The 16,455-nt window shown below is 68.1% G+C and carries 17 protein-coding genes; 10 read left to right on the top strand and 7 right to left on the bottom strand.

Annotation, left to right across the window (positions count from 1 at the left end):
• Nucleotides 1-26 precede the first annotated feature (26 nt).
• Nucleotides 27-551, bottom strand: a complete 525-nt coding sequence (locus D0901_RS05185) for a bactofilin family protein (protein ID WP_129139235.1) — start codon at nt 549-551, stop codon at nt 27-29.
• Nucleotides 552-722: 171 nt separating this feature from the next.
• Between D0901_RS05185 and D0901_RS05180 the strand changes: the two genes are divergently transcribed.
• The gene (locus tag D0901_RS05180) at nt 723-1,247 is read left to right on the top strand and encodes a bactofilin family protein (RefSeq protein WP_129139234.1); all 525 of its coding nucleotides are present in this window, start codon (nt 723-725) and stop codon (nt 1,245-1,247) included.
• Between the two features lie 12 nt (nt 1,248-1,259).
• Here the strand turns inward: D0901_RS05180 and D0901_RS05175 are convergent, their stop codons facing one another.
• Complete coding sequence (locus D0901_RS05175) at nt 1,260-1,979, bottom strand: SIR2 family NAD-dependent protein deacylase (RefSeq protein ID WP_129139233.1); 720 nt, start codon at nt 1,977-1,979, stop codon at nt 1,260-1,262.
• A 135-nt stretch (nt 1,980-2,114) separates the two neighbouring features.
• On the opposite strand from D0901_RS05175, the gene D0901_RS05170 reads away from it, so the two are divergent.
• The 5 genes from D0901_RS05170 to D0901_RS05150 all read left to right on the top strand — a co-directional run bounded on the left by D0901_RS05170 (nt 2,115) and on the right by D0901_RS05150 (nt 5,720).
• On the top strand, nt 2,115-2,909 hold the full coding sequence (locus tag D0901_RS05170; protein WP_233440362.1) for a pseudouridine synthase: 795 nt from the start codon (nt 2,115-2,117) through the stop codon (nt 2,907-2,909).
• Nucleotides 2,906-3,727 (top strand): tRNA cyclic N6-threonylcarbamoyladenosine(37) synthase TcdA, encoded by an 822-nt coding sequence (gene tcdA / locus D0901_RS05165; protein WP_129139231.1) that lies wholly within the window; start codon nt 2,906-2,908, stop codon nt 3,725-3,727. The genes D0901_RS05170 and tcdA overlap by 4 nt, the downstream gene beginning before the upstream one ends.
• Complete coding sequence (locus D0901_RS05160) at nt 3,717-3,950, top strand: DUF1653 domain-containing protein (RefSeq protein ID WP_129139230.1); 234 nt, start codon at nt 3,717-3,719, stop codon at nt 3,948-3,950. The genes tcdA and D0901_RS05160 overlap by 11 nt, the downstream gene beginning before the upstream one ends.
• A 169-nt stretch (nt 3,951-4,119) precedes the next feature.
• The gene (purE, locus tag D0901_RS05155) at nt 4,120-4,626 is read left to right on the top strand and encodes a 5-(carboxyamino)imidazole ribonucleotide mutase (RefSeq protein WP_129139229.1); all 507 of its coding nucleotides are present in this window, start codon (nt 4,120-4,122) and stop codon (nt 4,624-4,626) included.
• Nucleotides 4,627-4,628: 2 nt separating this feature from the next.
• Complete coding sequence (locus D0901_RS05150) at nt 4,629-5,720, top strand: 5-(carboxyamino)imidazole ribonucleotide synthase (protein ID WP_129139228.1); 1,092 nt, start codon at nt 4,629-4,631, stop codon at nt 5,718-5,720.
• A gap of 94 nt (nt 5,721-5,814) precedes the next feature.
• Here the strand turns inward: D0901_RS05150 and bfr are convergent, their stop codons facing one another.
• The 5 genes from bfr to lptF all read right to left on the bottom strand — a co-directional run bounded on the left by bfr (nt 5,815) and on the right by lptF (nt 9,438).
• Entirely contained in the window at nt 5,815-6,297 is a 483-nt protein-coding gene (gene bfr, locus D0901_RS05145; protein WP_129139227.1) for a bacterioferritin, read from the bottom strand.
• A 183-nt stretch (nt 6,298-6,480) separates the two neighbouring features.
• Nucleotides 6,481-6,684: a bacterioferritin-associated ferredoxin gene (locus tag D0901_RS05140; protein WP_129139226.1), complete on the bottom strand. Its 204-nt coding sequence runs from the start codon at nt 6,682-6,684 to the stop codon at nt 6,481-6,483.
• Between the two features lie 150 nt (nt 6,685-6,834).
• A complete protein-coding gene (locus D0901_RS05135; RefSeq protein WP_129139225.1) occupies nt 6,835-7,284 on the bottom strand; it encodes an RDD family protein in 450 nt (149 codons plus the stop codon).
• A 10-nt stretch (nt 7,285-7,294) separates the two neighbouring features.
• Nucleotides 7,295-8,359 (bottom strand): LPS export ABC transporter permease LptG, encoded by a 1,065-nt coding sequence (gene lptG, locus D0901_RS05130; RefSeq protein WP_129139224.1) that lies wholly within the window; start codon nt 8,357-8,359, stop codon nt 7,295-7,297.
• On the bottom strand, nt 8,359-9,438 hold the full coding sequence (gene lptF, locus D0901_RS05125) for an LPS export ABC transporter permease LptF (protein WP_129139223.1): 1,080 nt from the start codon (nt 9,436-9,438) through the stop codon (nt 8,359-8,361). Before lptF ends, lptG begins: the two co-directional genes overlap by 1 nt.
• Before the next feature lie 265 nt (nt 9,439-9,703).
• On the opposite strand from lptF, the gene D0901_RS05120 reads away from it, so the two are divergent.
• The 4 genes from D0901_RS05120 (at nt 9,704) to D0901_RS05105 (ending at nt 16,415) form a co-directional block, all read left to right on the top strand.
• Entirely contained in the window at nt 9,704-11,221 is a 1,518-nt protein-coding gene (locus tag D0901_RS05120; protein WP_129139222.1) for a leucyl aminopeptidase, read from the top strand.
• Nucleotides 11,222-11,457: 236 nt separating this feature from the next.
• A complete protein-coding gene (locus tag D0901_RS05115; RefSeq protein WP_129139221.1) occupies nt 11,458-12,555 on the top strand; it encodes a branched-chain amino acid aminotransferase in 1,098 nt (365 codons plus the stop codon).
• A gap of 196 nt (nt 12,556-12,751) precedes the next feature.
• Nucleotides 12,752-13,192: a DNA polymerase III subunit chi gene (locus tag D0901_RS05110; RefSeq protein WP_129139220.1), complete on the top strand. Its 441-nt coding sequence runs from the start codon at nt 12,752-12,754 to the stop codon at nt 13,190-13,192.
• A 382-nt stretch (nt 13,193-13,574) separates the two neighbouring features.
• The gene (locus tag D0901_RS05105) at nt 13,575-16,415 is read left to right on the top strand and encodes a valine--tRNA ligase (RefSeq protein WP_129139219.1); all 2,841 of its coding nucleotides are present in this window, start codon (nt 13,575-13,577) and stop codon (nt 16,413-16,415) included.
• Nucleotides 16,416-16,455 lie beyond the last annotated feature (40 nt).

Raw genomic sequence — 16,455 nt, 5'->3', positions numbered from 1 at the left:
GCGACCCAATCCGCGGCACCGTATACTCAGGAACGCTCGTCGACCTCGTCATCACCGCCATCGTCGGCAGCCACCGGCACGCTCATCGCCGGCGTGGAAGCCGACGCGGCGTGGTCATCGTCGAAAGCCTCGGCGAGAATGGCGTTGTCGGGGTCCATGTCGACACTGCCGTGGAAGACGCCGCCATCCTCGAGCACCAGGCACGGACAGATGATCGTGCCGGTGACCCGCGCGCTGTCCCGCAGCGTCACCTTGTGGGCGACGATCAACCGGCCCTCCACGCGGCCGGCCACGCTCATCGCATGGGCGAAGACATCGCCGTTTACCTCACCCTCGCCACCGATCGTGACCGTGCTCTGCTTGCACTCGACGCGGCCCGTCACCCGGCCTTCGATGTGCAGGTCCTCGTCACCGACGATGTCACCCTCGACCCGCGTTGCCGCGCCGATCGTGGCGATGCGTCGCGTCTTGCCGCTGGGCGGCGCCGGGCGTTCCGGCGGGGCGACGTCCGGCGTCTCCGCCGCACCGCCACGGTGGGACTTGTTGAACATGTTTCGGGACTCCGTGCAGGGGGACGAGCTGCGCCATGGCAGCACCCGCCATTGAAACGCCTTCCGCCGTCGTCATCACATGGCACTGGCAAACGTTGGGCAAACGCTGGCCGGTGTTCAGCGCGCCGGCTTTGCGGCACAGTACGCCCTGAAACGTCTTGGAATGCAGACATGCCAATGGAAGTCAGTGGCTGGTTGATCCTGCTCGGGCTGATCGGCGTGCTGCTCATCCTGCTGGATGGGCGGCGTCGGCAGGCCCATCACGACGCGACGCGGCCGAGCGCGTCGACCGGCGGATCACACGGCGGTGCCCGACCGGCCACGCTGCCCGCGATCTCCGCCGCGTCGTCGCCGGAGACCAGCGTGATGCTCCCCGAGCCGCCGGGAACCCTGGTGGGCGCGTCGCTGCGGGTCCGCGGCCGCATCCTCGCCGATGAGCCGGTGACCGTCTGCGGCCACGTCGCGGGCGACATCGAGGCGACCGGGCAGCGTGTCACGGTCGCCGCCGGTGGCGAGGTCCAGGAGGGCATCGCGGCCCGGCACGTGGTGGTCGACGGTCGGGTATCCGGCCGTCTGCAGGCGATCCGACAGGTGGAATTGCTGTCGTGCGCCGTGGTCGAGGGGACCATCGTCAGCGACCGGCTGAGCTGCCAGGCCGGCGCCAGGCTGCGCGCCGAGGTGAAGTCGCCGAACTGACGCCTGCCTTGCCTACGGTGCGCTCAGGGCGCCGGCCTGCAACCAGTGATCGACCAGCCGCGGCACCCCGGTGCTCGCCGGCTCGTCGACGGCGGTGACCCAACGCGGCGAGACCTCGCTGGCCTTGGGGTCGACCAGCAGACAGGGACATTCGACGGGGGCGGCATCGATCAGCATCGCCGCCGGCATCACCGCCAGCGAGGTGCCGACCACCAGCAGCAGATCGGCCTCGGCGACGATGTCGCAGGCTTGCGGATAGGCGGGCACTGCCTCGCCGAACCACACCACGTGGGGGCGCAACTGGCTGCCCTTGTCGCACAGATCGCCCAGCCGGATGCCGCCGCGGGCCAGCGGGTAGACCAGCCGCGGATCGACGCTGGAGCGCGCTTTGAGTACCTCGCCGTGCAGATGGAGCACGTCCGAGGAGCCGGCACGCTCGTGGAGGTCGTCGATGTTCTGAGTAACGATATGCACCGCGAAGCCGGCCTGCTCGAGCCGCGCCAGCGCCTGATGCGCCGGGTTGGGTCGGGCCCGGCGTACCTGGTCGCGGCGCGCGTCGTAGAAGCGCAGCACCAGCCCGGGGTCGCGCGCCCAGGCTTCGGGGGTGGCGACGTCCTCGACGGCGTGGTCCTCCCACAGGCCGTTACCGTCGCGAAAGGTCTTCAGGCCACTCTCGGCACTGATGCCGGCCCCGGTCAGCACCACCAGGCGCCGTGGGCGGGTCTCGCTCATGTCGCTGGCTCCGTCGCAAGAGAAGGGCATCGACTATAGCACCGCTCCGGCGGCACACGGCAAGCCGCCGGGATGACAGCCCACCCCCGGAACGGCGACAATGCCCGCCCCTTTCGAGACAGGACCCCATCGACCGTGAGCGAGCCACTGCCGATCGTCTACCAGGATGAGAGCCTCGTCGCGGTGCGCAAGCCTTCGGGCCTGCTCGTCCACCGCACGGCACTGGCGCGCGGCGAGACCCGCTTCGCGCTGCAGACGCTGCGCGACCAGCTGGGCCGACACGTCCATCCCGTGCACCGTCTCGACCGGCCGACCTCGGGCCTTCTGCTGTTCGCCCTCGACGCCGACACGGCCCGGGAACTCGGCGAGGCCTTCACCGCCCAGCGCGTGGCGAAGCGCTATCTGGCGGTGGTGCGCGGTCTCGGCCCCGAGCACGACGTGCTCGATGCCGCCCTGCGCGAGGAGGACGCCCGCCGCCCCAAGGCCGAGATGCCCGCCCAACCGGCGCGCACCGTGGTACGCCGGCTCGACAGCGTCGAGCTGCCGGTGACGGTCGACCGTTACCCCACGGCGCGCTACTCGTTGATGGAAGCCCGCCCGCAGACCGGCCGCCGTCACCAGATCCGCCGCCACCTGTCGCGGCGCGGTTACCCGATCATCGGCGACGCCAAGCATGGCAAGGGCGTGCACAATCGATTCTTTCGCGAGCGGCTGGATTGCGATCGACTGCTGCTCGCCGCCATCGGGCTGCGCCTGTGGCATCCCCGTCGCCAGGCGATGCTCGAGCTGAGCGGTGCGCTGGAGCCGGACATGCAGACACTCTTCATGCGCTTCGGCTGGGCCGGTCACGCCCCCCGCGACGGCTACCGCTGGCTCGCCGATGCGACAGCCCCCCACACGACCCAGGACGCCTGCGAGGAATCGCCATGACCGACGACTACGCCTTTCGCTTCGGCGGCATCCGCCGCCTCTACGGCGCCCGGGCCGCCGAACGGTTCCGTCGCGCCCACGTGGTGGTGGTCGGCGTCGGCGGCGTGGGCAGCTGGGCCGTGGAGGCGCTGGCCCGGGCCGGGATCGGCCGGCTGACGCTGATCGATCTCGACGACGTCTGCGTGTCCAACGTCAACCGCCAGTTGCACGCCCTGGACGGCACCATCGGTCGGCCCAAGGTCGAGGTGCTGGCCGAGCGCTGTCGGGCCATCCATCCGGGCATCGAGGTCATCGCCGACAGCGCCTTCGTCACCCCGACCAACCTCGCCGAGCGCATCCCGGACGACGCCGATCACGTGATCGACGCCATCGACAGCGTCGTCGCCAAGGCCGCGCTGATCCACTGGTGCAAGCGGCGCAAGCTGGGGCTGACCGTGACCGGTGCCGCGGGCGGCCAGACCGATCCCACGCGGATCCGCGTCGCCGACCTGACGCGCACCGAGCACGACCCGCTGCTGGCCAAGGTCCGCGCCCGGCTGCGGCGCGATTTCGGCTTCTCGCGCAACCCCAAGCGCCGGTTCGGCGTCGAATGCGTCTATTCTGACGAGCAACTGGTCTATCCGGGCAGCGACGGCGAGGTCTGCCTGCAGAAGCCGGGCAGCGGCGAGGCCACCCGGCTCGACTGCGCCAGCGGCTTCGGCGCGGCCACCTTCGTCACCGGCAGCTTCGGCTTCGTCGCCGCCTCGCGCACGCTGGCCAGGCTGGCGGCGCGTCCGGCGCGCATCTCTCTCAGCGAGGAGTCCTCCGATGCATCATGAAGCCTCCCGGCCGGTACCGGGCATCTATCGCCACTACAAGGGGCAGAGCTACGAGGTCCTGGGCCTGGCCCATCACAGCGAGACCGAGGAGCCGCTGGTGGTCTATCGCGCCCTGTACGGCGACTACGGGCTGTGGGTCCGGCCGCTGACGATGTTCAGCGAGACCGTCGAGGTCGCCGGCGAGCCGGTGCCACGCTTCGAGCTCGAGGCGGCCTTCAAGTAACCGCCGGCGGGCGGCTGCCGGCGAGGGGCGTCGATGGTATACTCCGGCGCTTTCTCGCCGGGGGCATCGCGGCCCGCCCGGCAATCCATCGACGAGCAAGCGCGTCCTGGCCGCCAGACCCCGAGCGGGCCGTCTCGGGCCACGGTCCGGCGACGCAAGGGGAAAACGCATGAGCGCACTGGTAGGCGTCATCATGGGGTCGAAGTCCGACTGGTCGACCCTGTGCCACACCACCGAGACCCTCGACAAGCTGGGCATCGAGCATGAAGTGCAGGTGGTTTCCGCCCACCGCACCCCGGATCTGCTGTTCGACTACGCCGGCAGCGCCGCCGAGCGCGGCCTCGAGGTGATCATCGCCGGTGCCGGGGGCGCCGCCCACCTGCCCGGCATGGCCGCCGCCAAGACCGTGTTGCCGGTACTCGGCGTGCCGGTGCAGTCGAGCATGCTCAGCGGCGTCGACTCGCTGCTGTCGATCGTCCAGATGCCCGCCGGCATCCCCACCGGCACCCTGGCGATCGGTCGCGCGGGTGCCGTGAACGCCGCCCTGCTGGCGGCGGCGATGCTCGGCAACAAGTACCCCGAGATCCGCGAGCGCCTCGAGGCGTTCCGCGCCGAGCAGACCCGGGCCGTGCTCGACGCCCCGGACCCGCGAGCGCAGGACCAGGGAGGCCAGTGACCATGCGTATCGGTATCGTCGGAGGCGGCCAGCTCGGTCGCATGCTCGCCGAGGCCGGCGCCGGCTTCGACGCCCGCTTCACCTTTCTCGACCCGGGTGAGGCGCCCTGCGCCGCGCTGCACGGCGCGCACATCCGCGCCGCCTGGGACGACGCTGCGGCCCGCGAGCGGCTGATCGCCGAAAGCGACGTGGTGACCTTCGAGTTCGAGAACATCGACGCCGACGTGGTCGCCCGTCTCGCCGACCAGCGCCCGGCCTTTCCCCCCGCCCAGGCGCTGGCCACGGCCCGCGACCGCTGGGCCGAGAAGACCCTGTTCCGCGATCTCGACATCCCGCTGCCGCCGGTGGCGGCGATCGACGGTCAGGCCGACCTCGACGCCGCGGTGGCCGAGATCGGCCTGCCCGCAGTGCTCAAGACCCGCACCCTGGGCTACGACGGCAAGGGCCAGAAGGTGCTCCGCGAGGCCGGCGATGTCGCGGGCGCCTTCGCCGAGCTGGGCGAGGTGCCGATGGTGCTGGAAGGCTTCGTCGACTTCGATCACGAGGTCTCGGTGATCGCCGTGCGCGATCGGGTCGGCGAGACCCGCGTCTGGCCACTGGTGCAGAACGAACACCGCCAGGGCATGCTGCACTGCTCGGTGCCGCTGGCCGATCACCCGTTGCAGGCGCTGGCCGGCGACTACGCCCGCCGGGTTCTCGATCGGCTCGACTACGTCGGCGTGATGGCCTTCGAGTTCTTCGTCGCCGACGACGCCCTGCTGGCCAACGAGATCGCGCCCCGGGTCCACAACTCCGGCCACTGGAGCATCGAGGGCGCGGTGACCAGCCAGTTCGAGAACCACCTGCGGGCGATCGCCGGTCTGCCGCTGGGCGACACCGAGCGCCTGGTTCCCTGTGCGATGCTCAACGTGATCGGTGCCCTGCCCGAGCGCGATGCGGTACTCGCCATCCCCGGCACTCGCTGGCACGACTACGGCAAGGCCCCCCGGCCGGGCCGCAAGATCGGCCACATCACCGTGCTGGCGCCCAACGAGACCCAGCTTCGCGAGCGTATCGCCGCGGTCGAGGAACTGCTGGTCAACGATCTGGGCTGACGACGCCCTTCCCTTCGCAGCAGACACGCAAAAACGCCGAGGGCGCCCCTGGGGCGCCCTCGGCGTCGATATGCCTCGGCAACGGGAGTCGGACTCAGTCGCCGGCTTCCGCGTGCATCTTCTTCTGCAGGTAGTTCTCGATACCCACCTTGTCGATCAGACCCAGCTCGGTCTCGATGGTATCGATGTGCTCTTCCTCGTCGTCGAGGATGCGACGGAACAGGTCACGGCTGACGTAGTCGCGAACCTGCTCACAGTAGGCGATCGCCTCGAGCAGATCGTCACGCCCCTGGTGCTCGATCTTGAGATCGCTCTCGAGCATTTCGCGGGTATTCTCGCCGATGTGCAGCTTGCCCAGATCCTGAAGGTTGGGCACGCCCTCGAGAAACAGGATGCGCTCGATGTAGGAATCGGCGTGACGCATCTCCTCGATCGACTCCTCGTACTCCCAGTCGGCCAGAACCTTCAAGCCCCAATCCTTGTACATCCTGGCATGCAGGAAGTACTGGTTGATCGCCACCAGCTCGTTGCCCAACCCGCGGTTGAGGTACTCGATGACCTTCGGATCACCCTTCATGAAAATCTCCTCGTCAGCCTTGTTCTGCGTGATTGCGCACGACGTGGCCCGACGTCGGCGCTGCCGATTCGGAGAGTATTGCCCAAGATTTCAAAAAAGTCCAATCAGAGCAATGAGTTACGTTGAACATATCGCATCCGCCAGCGAGTGACGGATAGCAACGAGGTGCAGCTCGGAGGCGTTTCAGACCGCGTAGGCGAGGTCGTAATCGGGGGTGGTCTGACGGGCGATGGCATCGCGGGCGATGGTCTTGCCCACGCAGGCGCACTTGCCGCACTGGGTGGCGCAGCCGGTCTGCTCGCGGACATCGCGCCAGCTACGCGCGCCCTCCTCGACGGCCCGACGGATGGCATGATCCGAAACACCCTTGCAGAGACATACGTACATTGGAGCACCTCGCTTGGTAACGCGAGTTCGAATGTAAATGATTCGCATATGTTGCCGCAACCCGATACACCAAAAACTATCGTATCAATAGTGTTACAGCCGCCCCAATGTGACAGCCTCCCTCACGACAGGTTTCCCGACACGCCGGGCTCAGTCTTGCCGGCGCCGTGGCTGCACCACCACACGGGTGTGCGAGGCGATGTCCGCCCAGCTGCGCCGCTCGCGGTCGATGAGCACCCACCCATGGCCGAGCCCCAGAGCCAGCAGCGACACCCCGGCGACCCCCAGGCGAATCAGGCACTGGCCGATGGACGGCCTGCGCCCGTCACGGGTCTCGAGCCGCAACCGCCAGGCCTGCATGCCCAGCGTCATGCCACCGCGCCGCCAGCAGACGATGAAGAACAGCAAGGTAACCAGCAGCAGTATCAGACGGAACGACGGTCCCGTGACCGCCTCGCCGCCGTTGGCGGCGACGCCGATGAACGCCACCAGCATCCACAGCGCGATCAACACCAGGGTGTCGTAGCCCATCGCCGCCAGGCGTCGCGCCAGTCCGGCCGGTTGGCGCCCATCGGACGGCACGCAGCGACGACGCGGCATGGCGGCGTCTTCAGCCACTGCGTCGCAGCAGATACAACCCCAGCAACACGCAGGCCAGCGTGGGCACCAGCACCGCCCACACCGGCGAGAAGCCGAACAGCGTCGACGCCGGCGCCAGCAGGTCCTGGAGGTACTTGAACGACAGCCCGACGATCACCCCGTAGAACACCCGGGTGCCGGCGGCCACGGTGCGCAGCGGGCCGAACACGAAGGAGGCAGCGACCAGCACCAGCGAGGCCATGGTCAGCGGCATCAGCATCTTCTGCCAGAAGTAGAGCAGCGGCTGGGTCGCCGAGAGGCCCTGGGAGTGCAGATACCGGGCGTAGGCCCAGAGTTCGCTGGGCGCCTGACTGTCGATGTCGCGCAGCAGGCGGTTGAGCTGAGTCGGAGAGAGCTGGGTGTCCCAGGTGGCGCTGGCCCTGTGCTCGGCGTGGGTGGCCTCGTCGTCGAAGCGGGTCACGTCGACGTCCTCGAGCACCCAGTGGTCGTCCTGCCATACCGCGCGGCGGGCATGGGTGGCACTGACCAGCCGGTGGCCCTCGAAACGGTAACGCGTCACGTCGACCACGGTGTCGTCGGCGCGGATCGCGCCGAACCGGTAGTAACTGTCGCCCTCGCGCTGCCAGCCGCCACGCTCGCTGAGCACGGCGCCGGCCCCCTCCATCTGCTCGAGCCGCCAGGCCAGGGCGAACTGCTCGGTCCGCGGGCTGACGAATTCGGCGATCAACAACACCGCAACGACCACCAGCGCGACCGGCTTGAGTACCCCCCAGATGATCCGCGTGAGCGAACGCCCCGCGGCGCGCATGACCGTCAATTCATTGCTCGAGGCCATGCTGCCCAGGCCGATCAGCGAGCCGATCAGCACCGCCACCGGAGCGTACTGATAGAAGCGCCAGGGCATGTGCAGCCCCTGGTAGAGCAGCACGTCGAAGGCCGTGTAGCCCCCCTCGACGTCGCTCAGATCGTTGATGAAGCTGATCACCATGTCCAGGCCCAGCAGCACCAGCTGGACCACCAGGATGGCGGCCAGCACGTTGCGGGCCAGGTAACGGTCGAAACGATCGCCGAACATCAGCGGCCCCCCACCAGTTGCGAACGTCGGGTCAGCCACAGCCCCAGCAGCAGGTAGCCGAGGTGAATCGGCCACATGCCGATCGCCGGCGCCAGGGCACCGCGACCGATGGCGTCGAGCGCGGCGAGCAGCAGGCTCAAGTAGCTGATGTGCAGGAAGATCGCCGGCAACAGCTTGGCGAAGCGCCCCTGGCGCGGGTTGACCCGCGACAGCGGAAACGCCAGCAGGGTCAGGATGGGGATCATCAGCGGCATGCTGAAGCGCCACTGCAGTTGCGCCATCGCCTCGGGGGTGTCGCGTCCGAACAGCTCGGCGGTGGGCCGGTATTCGGCATCGTCGAGCTGGGCCATGTCGGCGGCGCGCGACAGGCGCACCGCATAGGTCCCGAACACGAGCCGCTCGGCGACGTTGCGCCCCGGGTCGACGCCGTAGCGTTGCCCGTCGTTGAGCACCAGAAAGCGGCTGCCCGTCTCGGGATCGACGGTCTGGTAGCCGCCCTCGGCGCGGGTCACCACGGTCTCCGGCCCGCCGTCATCGCGCCGCTGGCGCTCGCTGATGAACACCTCCTGCATGCGCGTCTTGTCGTCGTTGAGCGATTCGGTGTAGGCGGTGCGCCCGTCGCCGAAATCCTGAAAGCGCCCGGGCTGCAGGGCCGAGAAATCCAGCCGGCTCTCCTGCTCGGCGATCAGGGTGTCGTTCTGACGCTTGCCGGACGGGGTCAGCCACAGGCTGCAAGTCGCGACCAGCACGGTGACCACCAGCGCCGGCAGCATGGTCACCTTGAGCAGCCGATTGGGGCCGACCCCGCAGGCGACGAGCACGGTGATCTCGCTGTTGAGATATAGCTGGCCGTAGGCGAGCAGAATGCCCAGGAAGAACGCCAGCGGCAGGATCAGTTCGAGAAAGCCCGGCATGTGCAGCAGCATCAGGGTACCCAGCATGCTGACCGGGATCTCGCCGGCGGCGGCGTCCGAGAAATAGCGGATGAAACGACTGCCCATGATCACCAGCAGCAGTACGCCGGCGACGGCGGCCATGGTGATCAGGATCTCGCGGGTCAGGTAACGAAAGATAATCAAAAGCGGTCTCCCTGGGGCCGGTCAGCGCCCCCTTCCGTGGCGCAGCGGGCGGGCCTGGCGCGTTCACGATAGCACGCCGCGCCGGAGTGGCCGCAGCCTGGGGCCGTCGACGACGCCTGCGTGCCATGCAATGCCGCCATGCTTTGCGTACACTGGAAAGCCAGCCGGCCACGCTCGATGCCGGCATTATCCAGATTCCCCGGACCGCTGTCTCGCCAAGCGACGCACGGTCGCGAGGACCACTCTCATGTCCTGTGGAGACGCCATGGAATTTCCCGTTCTCACCGTCAATCCGGCCAAGGTCGAAACGGCCTGCTTCGTGATCCCGGTGTTCAAGGATGGTGACCTGCTCCCGGTGGCCGCCAAGCTCGACGATGCCAGCGAACGCCTGATCGGCCAGCTGATCGAGCGCGGCGACTTCGATGCCGGGCTCGGCAACGTGCAACTGGTCCCGTTCGCCCCGGGGCTGGCTGGCGAGCGCCTGCTGCTGGTCGGGCTGGGCGAGCGCGCCAAGTGCAACGAAGGCAATTTCCGCAAGGCCCTCGACGCCACCTTCAACGCCCTGGCCAAGCTGCCCATCGACGAGGCGGTGACCGCCTTCAACGACGTGCCGGTTCCCGACCGTGGCGCCGACTGGAAGGCCCGTATGACCGCCGAGGCGGCGCTGCGTGCGGTCTATCGCTTCACCGAGTTCAAGTCCGAGCCCGCCCCGGCGCCGCGCCTGGCCAAGGTCAGCCAGCTGGTCAGCGAAGCCGGCGACGCCGAGGCCAGCGAGCGCGGCGCACGGGTCGGCCAGGCGGTCGGCGATGGCGTCAACTACGCGCGCACCCTGGGCAACCTGCCGGGCAATGTCTGCACGCCCAGCTATCTGGCCGCCCAGGCCGAGGAGCTCGGTCGCGATTCCGGCGGTGCGCTGAGCGTGGAGATCCTCGACGAGGAAGCGCTCGAGGCCCTGGGCGCCAACACCCTGCTCTCGGTGGGTCGCGGCAGCGCCGAGCCCTCGCGGCTGATCGTGATGCGCTATCAGGGCGCCGAGGACCCTGACGAGGCCCCGCACGTGCTGGTGGGCAAGGGCATCACCTTCGACACCGGCGGCATCTCGCTCAAGCCCGGCGCCGAGATGGACGAGATGAAGTTCGACATGTGCGGCGCCGCCAGCGTGTTCGGTACCGTCAAGTCGGTGCTCGGCCTCAAGCCCCGCATCAACATGGTGGCGATCGTCGCCAGCGCCGAGAACATGCCCGACGGCCACGCCACCAAGCCCGGCGACATCATCAAGACCCTCAAGGGGCTCACCGTCGAGATACTCAACACCGACGCCGAGGGTCGCCTGGCACTGTGCGACGCCCTGACCTACGCCGAGCGCTACCAGCCGGCCAGTGTGGTCGACATCGCCACGCTCACCGGGGCCTGCATCATCGCCCTCGGCCATCACGCCAGCGCGCTGTTCGCCAACGACGACGACCTCGCCCTCGACCTGCTCGACGCCGGCGAGACCGCCTGGGACCGCGCCTGGCACATGCCGTTGTGGGACGACTACCAGAGCCAGCTCGACTCCAACTTCGCCGATCTGGCCAACATCGGCGGCCGCCCGGCGGGGTCGATCACCGCGGCCTGCTACCTGTCGCGCTTCGCCGATACCTTCCCCTGGGCGCACCTGGACATCGCCGGTACCGCCTGGACCAGCGGCAAGGAGAAGGGGGCCAGCGGCCGTCCGGTGGGCCTGCTGACCCAGTACCTGCTGGATCGCGAGGCCGAGGTGGTGGCGACCGACGACGCCTGAGGCTTCGCAAGCAGCCATTTGCATGCTAACGTCTTAGGGGTTGTGCGAAAAGTCGACGATTCACGGGCCGGGCTTTCCCGGCCCGTGGCGTTTGTGTCATTCTCGACACAACCCCCGGCACCGCCCGTCCGGCCCTCCCCGGCCAGTCTCGAGCGGTGTCCGCGCGAAACGAACGACGTCTAACGACGAGTCGGACCCACTGTGCGCCGACCGCCTATCAGCTACGGAGACTCCCGGTGACCACTTCAGGCTTCGATGTCCGGCCGACCGCCCATCCCACGGATCCCGCCATCCGCGAACAGATTCTCGGCAACGCCGGTTTCGGCCGCCATTTCACGGATCACATGGCCCACATCCGCTGGACGCCGGATGCCGGCTGGCACGGTCGCGAAGTCCGCCCGTACGGGCCGCTGACCCTCGACCCGGCCGCCGCGGTACTGCACTACGGCCAGGAGATCTTCGAAGGCATCAAGGCCTACCGTCACGCCGACGGGTCGGTGTGGACCTTCCGCCCCGAGAAGAACGCCGCGCGCTTTCGCGCCTCGGCACGCCGTCTGGCACTGCCCGAACTCTCCGACGAGGACTTCATCGGCTCGCTGAAGGCACTGCTCGCCCAGGACAGCGCCTGGGTCCCGACCCCGCGGGATGGCGAGGAGACCAGCCTCTACCTGCGCCCGTTCATGATCGCCAGCGAGACCTTCCTCGGCGTGCGCCCGTCCAAGGAGGTCGACTACTACGTGATCGCCTCCCCCGCGGCGGCCTACTTCAAGGGCGGCGTCAAGCCGGTCTCGATCTGGCTGTCATCGAACTACAAGCGCGCCGCGCCGGGGGGCACCGGCTACGCCAAGTGCGGTGGCAACTACGCCGCCTCGCTGGCCGCCCAGAAGGAAGCCGAGGCCCACGGCTGCGACCAGGTGGCCTTCCTCGACGCGGTCGAGAACCGCTGGATCGAGGAGCTCGGCGGCATGAACCTGTTCTTCGTCTTCAAGGACGGGCGCATCGTCACCCCCGAACTGACCGGCACCATCCTCGAGGGCGTGACCCGCGATTCGATCATCGAGCTCGCCCGCGAGGAGGGCCTGACCCCGGAGGAGCGCCACATCAGCATCGACGAGTGGCGCCAAGGCGCCGCGTCCGGCGAGCTGGCCGAGGTCTTCGCCTGCGGCACCGCCGCGGTGGTCACCCCGGTCGGCGAACTGGTCAGCGACGACGAACGCCTGCGGCTGACCGGCGACAACGGCGGCGAATACGCCAAGCGCCTGCGCACCCGGCTGCTCGACCTGCAGTACGGCCGCGCCGAGGACAAGCGTGGCTGGCTTACCCGGCTGGCCTAAGTCATCAAGATCGAAGGCTTTTGTGGGAGGGAACTCGTTCCCGATGAAATTTAGCCATTTCTGTCGCGAATGAATTCGCTCCCACGGCTCCTCGGTCTTGGGGGGCGTGGACACTGACCACGGGCTCCGCGTAGCCCGTAGCCCGTAGCCCGTAGCCCGTAGCCCGTAGCCCGTAGCCCGTTATCAGGTCCTGACCGTGACCCACGTCGATTTCTACATCCTCCCCGACACCACGCTCGAGGCGCGCCTCGACTTCGCCTGCCGGCTGGCCGAGACCATCCATCGCAAGGGCTACCGGCTGCACGTCCATACCCGCGACGAAGCCATGGCCCGCGACATGGACGAGCGCCTGTGGACCTTCAAGCCCGAGAGCTATCTGCCCCACGGCCTGCTCGCCGACGGCGTCTCACCCACACCGCCGGTGACCCTGGGCTGGGAAGCGCCCCCGGACCCGGGGACCGACAGCCCGCCCATCGAAGCCCTGCTCAACCTGCACGACGGCATCCCCGAGTGGTTCTCGCGCTTCGAGCGGGTCGCCGAGATCATCAACCAGCACCAGGCGGTACTCGAGGCCAAGCGCGACTGCTGGCAGACCTACAAGCAGCGCGGCTACCCGGTCAAGGCCCACAAGCTCTGAGCCAGGACTGACATCTGGCATGACAAGGGACGTCGGCAACTTTTCGCGTAAACCGCCGGGGTCATTATCCCTATCGCCCCCAGGCCAGCCCCGTCCGCCCATGACGTTCGCGGTCGCTCAGGAAGCGCTGAATAAATCGGCGAGCGGCGTACAGCACGAGGCGTACGGAGCACAGGAACCGGAGCCTATGGGGTATAGGTGAGGATTCCGACCGGGCTGGCGCGCCAGCACCGCACAACGAAGTGATTTGCCCGCACAGCCATTTATGCAGTGTTTTCCTAACGCTATAATCGGGCCCATTTTTCCTCACGCCTTCGATCGCCAGCGCGCCGCGACATGCGCGACGCCCGCGATCGACCCGGCACCGTCAGGCAGAGCGCTCATGGACAAGACCTACCAACCCGAACAGATCGAAACCCGCTGGTACCAGCGCTGGGAAGCCGACAATCGCTTCGCGCCCTCGGGCGAGGGTCAGCCCTACACGATCATGATCCCGCCGCCCAACGTCACCGGCAGCCTGCACATGGGCCACGCCTTCCAGGACACCATCATGGACACCCTGACCCGCTACAAGCGGATGCAGGGCCGCAACACTCTGTGGCAGGTGGGCACCGACCACGCCGGGATCGCCACCCAGATGCTGGTCGAGCGCAAGGTCGCCGCCGAGGAGGGCAAGAGCCGCCACGACCTGGGCCGCGAGGCATTCACCGACAAGATCTGGGAATGGAAGCAGGAATCCGGCGGCCACATCACCCGCCAGTTGCGCCGCATGGGCGCCAGTGTCGACTGGTCCCGCGAGCGCTTCACCATGGACGACGGCTTCTACAAGGCGGTGCAGGAAGTCTTCGTGCGGCTGTTCGACGAGGGCCTGATCTACCGCGGCAAGCGTCTGGTCAACTGGGACCCGACCCTGCACACCGCGATCAGCGACCTGGAGGTCGAGAACAAGGAGCAACAGGGCCAGTTCTGGCACTTCCGCTATCCGCTCGCCGACGGCGTGACCACGGATGCCGGGCTCGACCACCTGGTGGTCGCCACCACCCGCCCCGAGACCCTGCTCGGCGATACCGGCGTGGCGGTCAACCCCGAGGACCCGCGCTACGCCTCGCTGATCGGCAAGTTCATCGAACTGCCGCTGGTGGGCCGGCGCATCCCCATCGTCGCCGACGCGCACGCCGACATGGACAAGGGCTCGGGCTGCGTGAAGATCACCCCGGCCCACGACTTCAACGACTACGCGGTGGGCAAGCGTCAGGGCCACGTGCTGATCAACGTCTTCACGCCGGATGCCACCATTCGCGAGCGCGCCGAGGTGTTCAACCTCGACGGCACGCCCAACGCCGACGTCGACCCCGCCCTGCCGGCGGCCTACGCCGGGCTCGACCGCTACGCGGCCCGCGAGCGGATCGTCGCCGACATGGACGCCGCCGGCCTGCTCGAGACCACCGAGACCGTCACCAATACCCTGCCCTATGGCGACCGCTCAGGCGATGTCATCGAGCCGCTGCTCACCGACCAGTGGTTCGTCGCCGTGGAAACGCTGGCCAAGCCGGCCATCGAGGCGGTCGAGAACGGCGACATCCAGTTCGTGCCCAAGAACTACGAGAACATGTACTTCGCCTGGATGCGCGACCTGCAGGACTGGTGCATCTCGCGTCAGCTATGGTGGGGCCACCGCATCCCGGCCTGGTATGACGCCGAGGGCAAGGTCTACGTCGGCCGCACCGAGGCGGAAGTGCGCGACAAGCACGGCCTCGATGCCGACATCGCGCTCACTCAGGACGAGGACGTGCTGGACACTTGGTTCAGTGCCGGGCTGTGGACCTTCGCCACCCTGGGCTGGCCCGAGAAGACCCCGGAACTGGCGACCTTCCACCCCACCAGCGTGCTGGTCACCGGCTTCGACATCATCTTCTTCTGGGTCGCGCGGATGATCATGATGACCCTGAAATTCACCGGCGAGGTGCCCTTCAAGCAGGTCTACGTCCATGGCCTGGTGCGCGACGCCCAGGGCCAGAAGATGTCCAAGTCCAAGGGCAACGTGCTCGACCCCATCGATCTGATCGACGGTATCGACCTCGAGACGCTGGTGGCCAAGCGCACCGGCAACATGATGCAGCCGCAGAAGGCCCGCGCCATCGAGAAGGCCACCCGGGCCGAGTTCCCAGACGGCATCGAGCCCCACGGCACCGACGCGCTGCGCTTCACCTTCCTGTCGCTGGCCACCACCGGGCGTGACGTCAAGTTCGACATGGGCCGTCTCGACGGCTTCCGCAACTTCTGCAACAAGCTGTGGAACGCCTCGCGCTACGTGCTGATGAACACCGAGGGCGAGGATTGCGGCCTCGACGGCGAGGTGACGCTGTCGCTGGCCGACCGCTGGATCGTCTCGCGGCTGCAGCATACCGAGCGCCAGGTGACCCGCGCGCTGGAGGAATATCGCTTCGACCTGGCCTCCCAGGCGCTCTACGAGTTCGTCTGGAACGAGTACTGCGACTGGTACCTGGAACTCTCCAAACCGGTGCTGTGGGACGACGCCGCGACGCCGCAAGCCAAGCGCGGCACCCGGCGCACCCTGGTTCGCGTGCTCGAGGCGATCCTGCGCCTGGCACACCCCATGATGCCGTTCATTTCCGAGGAGATCTGGCAGCGCGTGGCGCCGCTCGCCGGCACCGCGGCCGAGGACGCCTCGATCATGAACCAGCCCTGGCCGCAGGCTGACGACACGCGCCTCGACGAGAGCGCCGAACGCGACATCGAATGGCTCAAGGGCGTGATCGTCGCGGTGCGCAACGTGCGCGCCGAGATGAACCTGGCGCCCGGCAAGCCGCTCGACGTGCTGCTCACCAAGGGCGGCGACGCCGACCGTGAGCGGCTGGCCGCCAACCGCGTGTTCCTCGCCAAGCTGGCCAAGCTGGCCAGCGTCGAATGGCTCGACGATCCTGCCCAGGCGCCGCTCGCCGCCACGCAACTGGTCGGCGACATGGAAGTGCTGGTGCCCATGGCCGACCTGATCGACAAGGACGCCGAAATCGAGCGCCTGACCAAGGAGCTCGACAAGCAGGACAAGTTCATCGGCGGCATCGAGAAGAAGCTCGGCAACGAAAGCTTCGTCGCCAAGGCCCCGGCCGAGGTGGTGGAGAAGGAGCGCGCCAAGCTGGCCGAGGCCCAGGCCAGTCGTCAGGTGCTCGCCGAGCAGCGCGACAAGATCGCCGCGCTCTGAGAGGGTGTTTACAAATTAGGCGAGCGAAGGCAAGACAAGG

This window comes from Modicisalibacter coralii (genome assembly GCF_004117855.1).
GTDB lineage: Bacteria > Pseudomonadota > Gammaproteobacteria > Pseudomonadales > Halomonadaceae > Modicisalibacter > Modicisalibacter coralii.
Note: the sequence above shows the minus strand (reverse complement) of the source record. Positions and strands in the feature narration are given on the sequence as shown.

Bases quoted from the DNA above. Each gene is read 5' to 3' on its own strand.
- D0901_RS05185 (WP_129139235.1), bottom strand. From the start codon at position 551: ATGTTCAACAAGTCCCACCGTGGCGGTGCGGCGGAGACGCCGGACGTC.
- D0901_RS05180 (WP_129139234.1), top strand. From the start codon at position 723: ATGCCAATGGAAGTCAGTGGCTGGTTGATCCTGCTCGGGCTGATCGGC.
- D0901_RS05175 (WP_129139233.1), bottom strand. From the start codon at position 1,979: ATGAGCGAGACCCGCCCACGGCGCCTGGTGGTGCTGACCGGGGCCGGC.
- tcdA (WP_129139231.1), top strand. From the start codon at position 2,906: ATGACCGACGACTACGCCTTTCGCTTCGGCGGCATCCGCCGCCTCTAC.
- D0901_RS05160 (WP_129139230.1), top strand. From the start codon at position 3,717: ATGCATCATGAAGCCTCCCGGCCGGTACCGGGCATCTATCGCCACTAC.
- purE (WP_129139229.1), top strand. From the start codon at position 4,120: ATGAGCGCACTGGTAGGCGTCATCATGGGGTCGAAGTCCGACTGGTCG.
- D0901_RS05150 (WP_129139228.1), top strand. From the start codon at position 4,629: ATGCGTATCGGTATCGTCGGAGGCGGCCAGCTCGGTCGCATGCTCGCC.
- bfr (WP_129139227.1), bottom strand. From the start codon at position 6,297: ATGAAGGGTGATCCGAAGGTCATCGAGTACCTCAACCGCGGGTTGGGC.
- D0901_RS05140 (WP_129139226.1), bottom strand. From the start codon at position 6,684: ATGTACGTATGTCTCTGCAAGGGTGTTTCGGATCATGCCATCCGTCGG.
- D0901_RS05135 (WP_129139225.1), bottom strand. From the start codon at position 7,284: ATGCCGCGTCGTCGCTGCGTGCCGTCCGATGGGCGCCAACCGGCCGGA.
- lptG (WP_129139224.1), bottom strand. From the start codon at position 8,359: ATGTTCGGCGATCGTTTCGACCGTTACCTGGCCCGCAACGTGCTGGCC.
- D0901_RS05120 (WP_129139222.1), top strand. From the start codon at position 9,704: ATGGAATTTCCCGTTCTCACCGTCAATCCGGCCAAGGTCGAAACGGCC.
- D0901_RS05105 (WP_129139219.1), top strand. From the start codon at position 13,575: ATGGACAAGACCTACCAACCCGAACAGATCGAAACCCGCTGGTACCAG.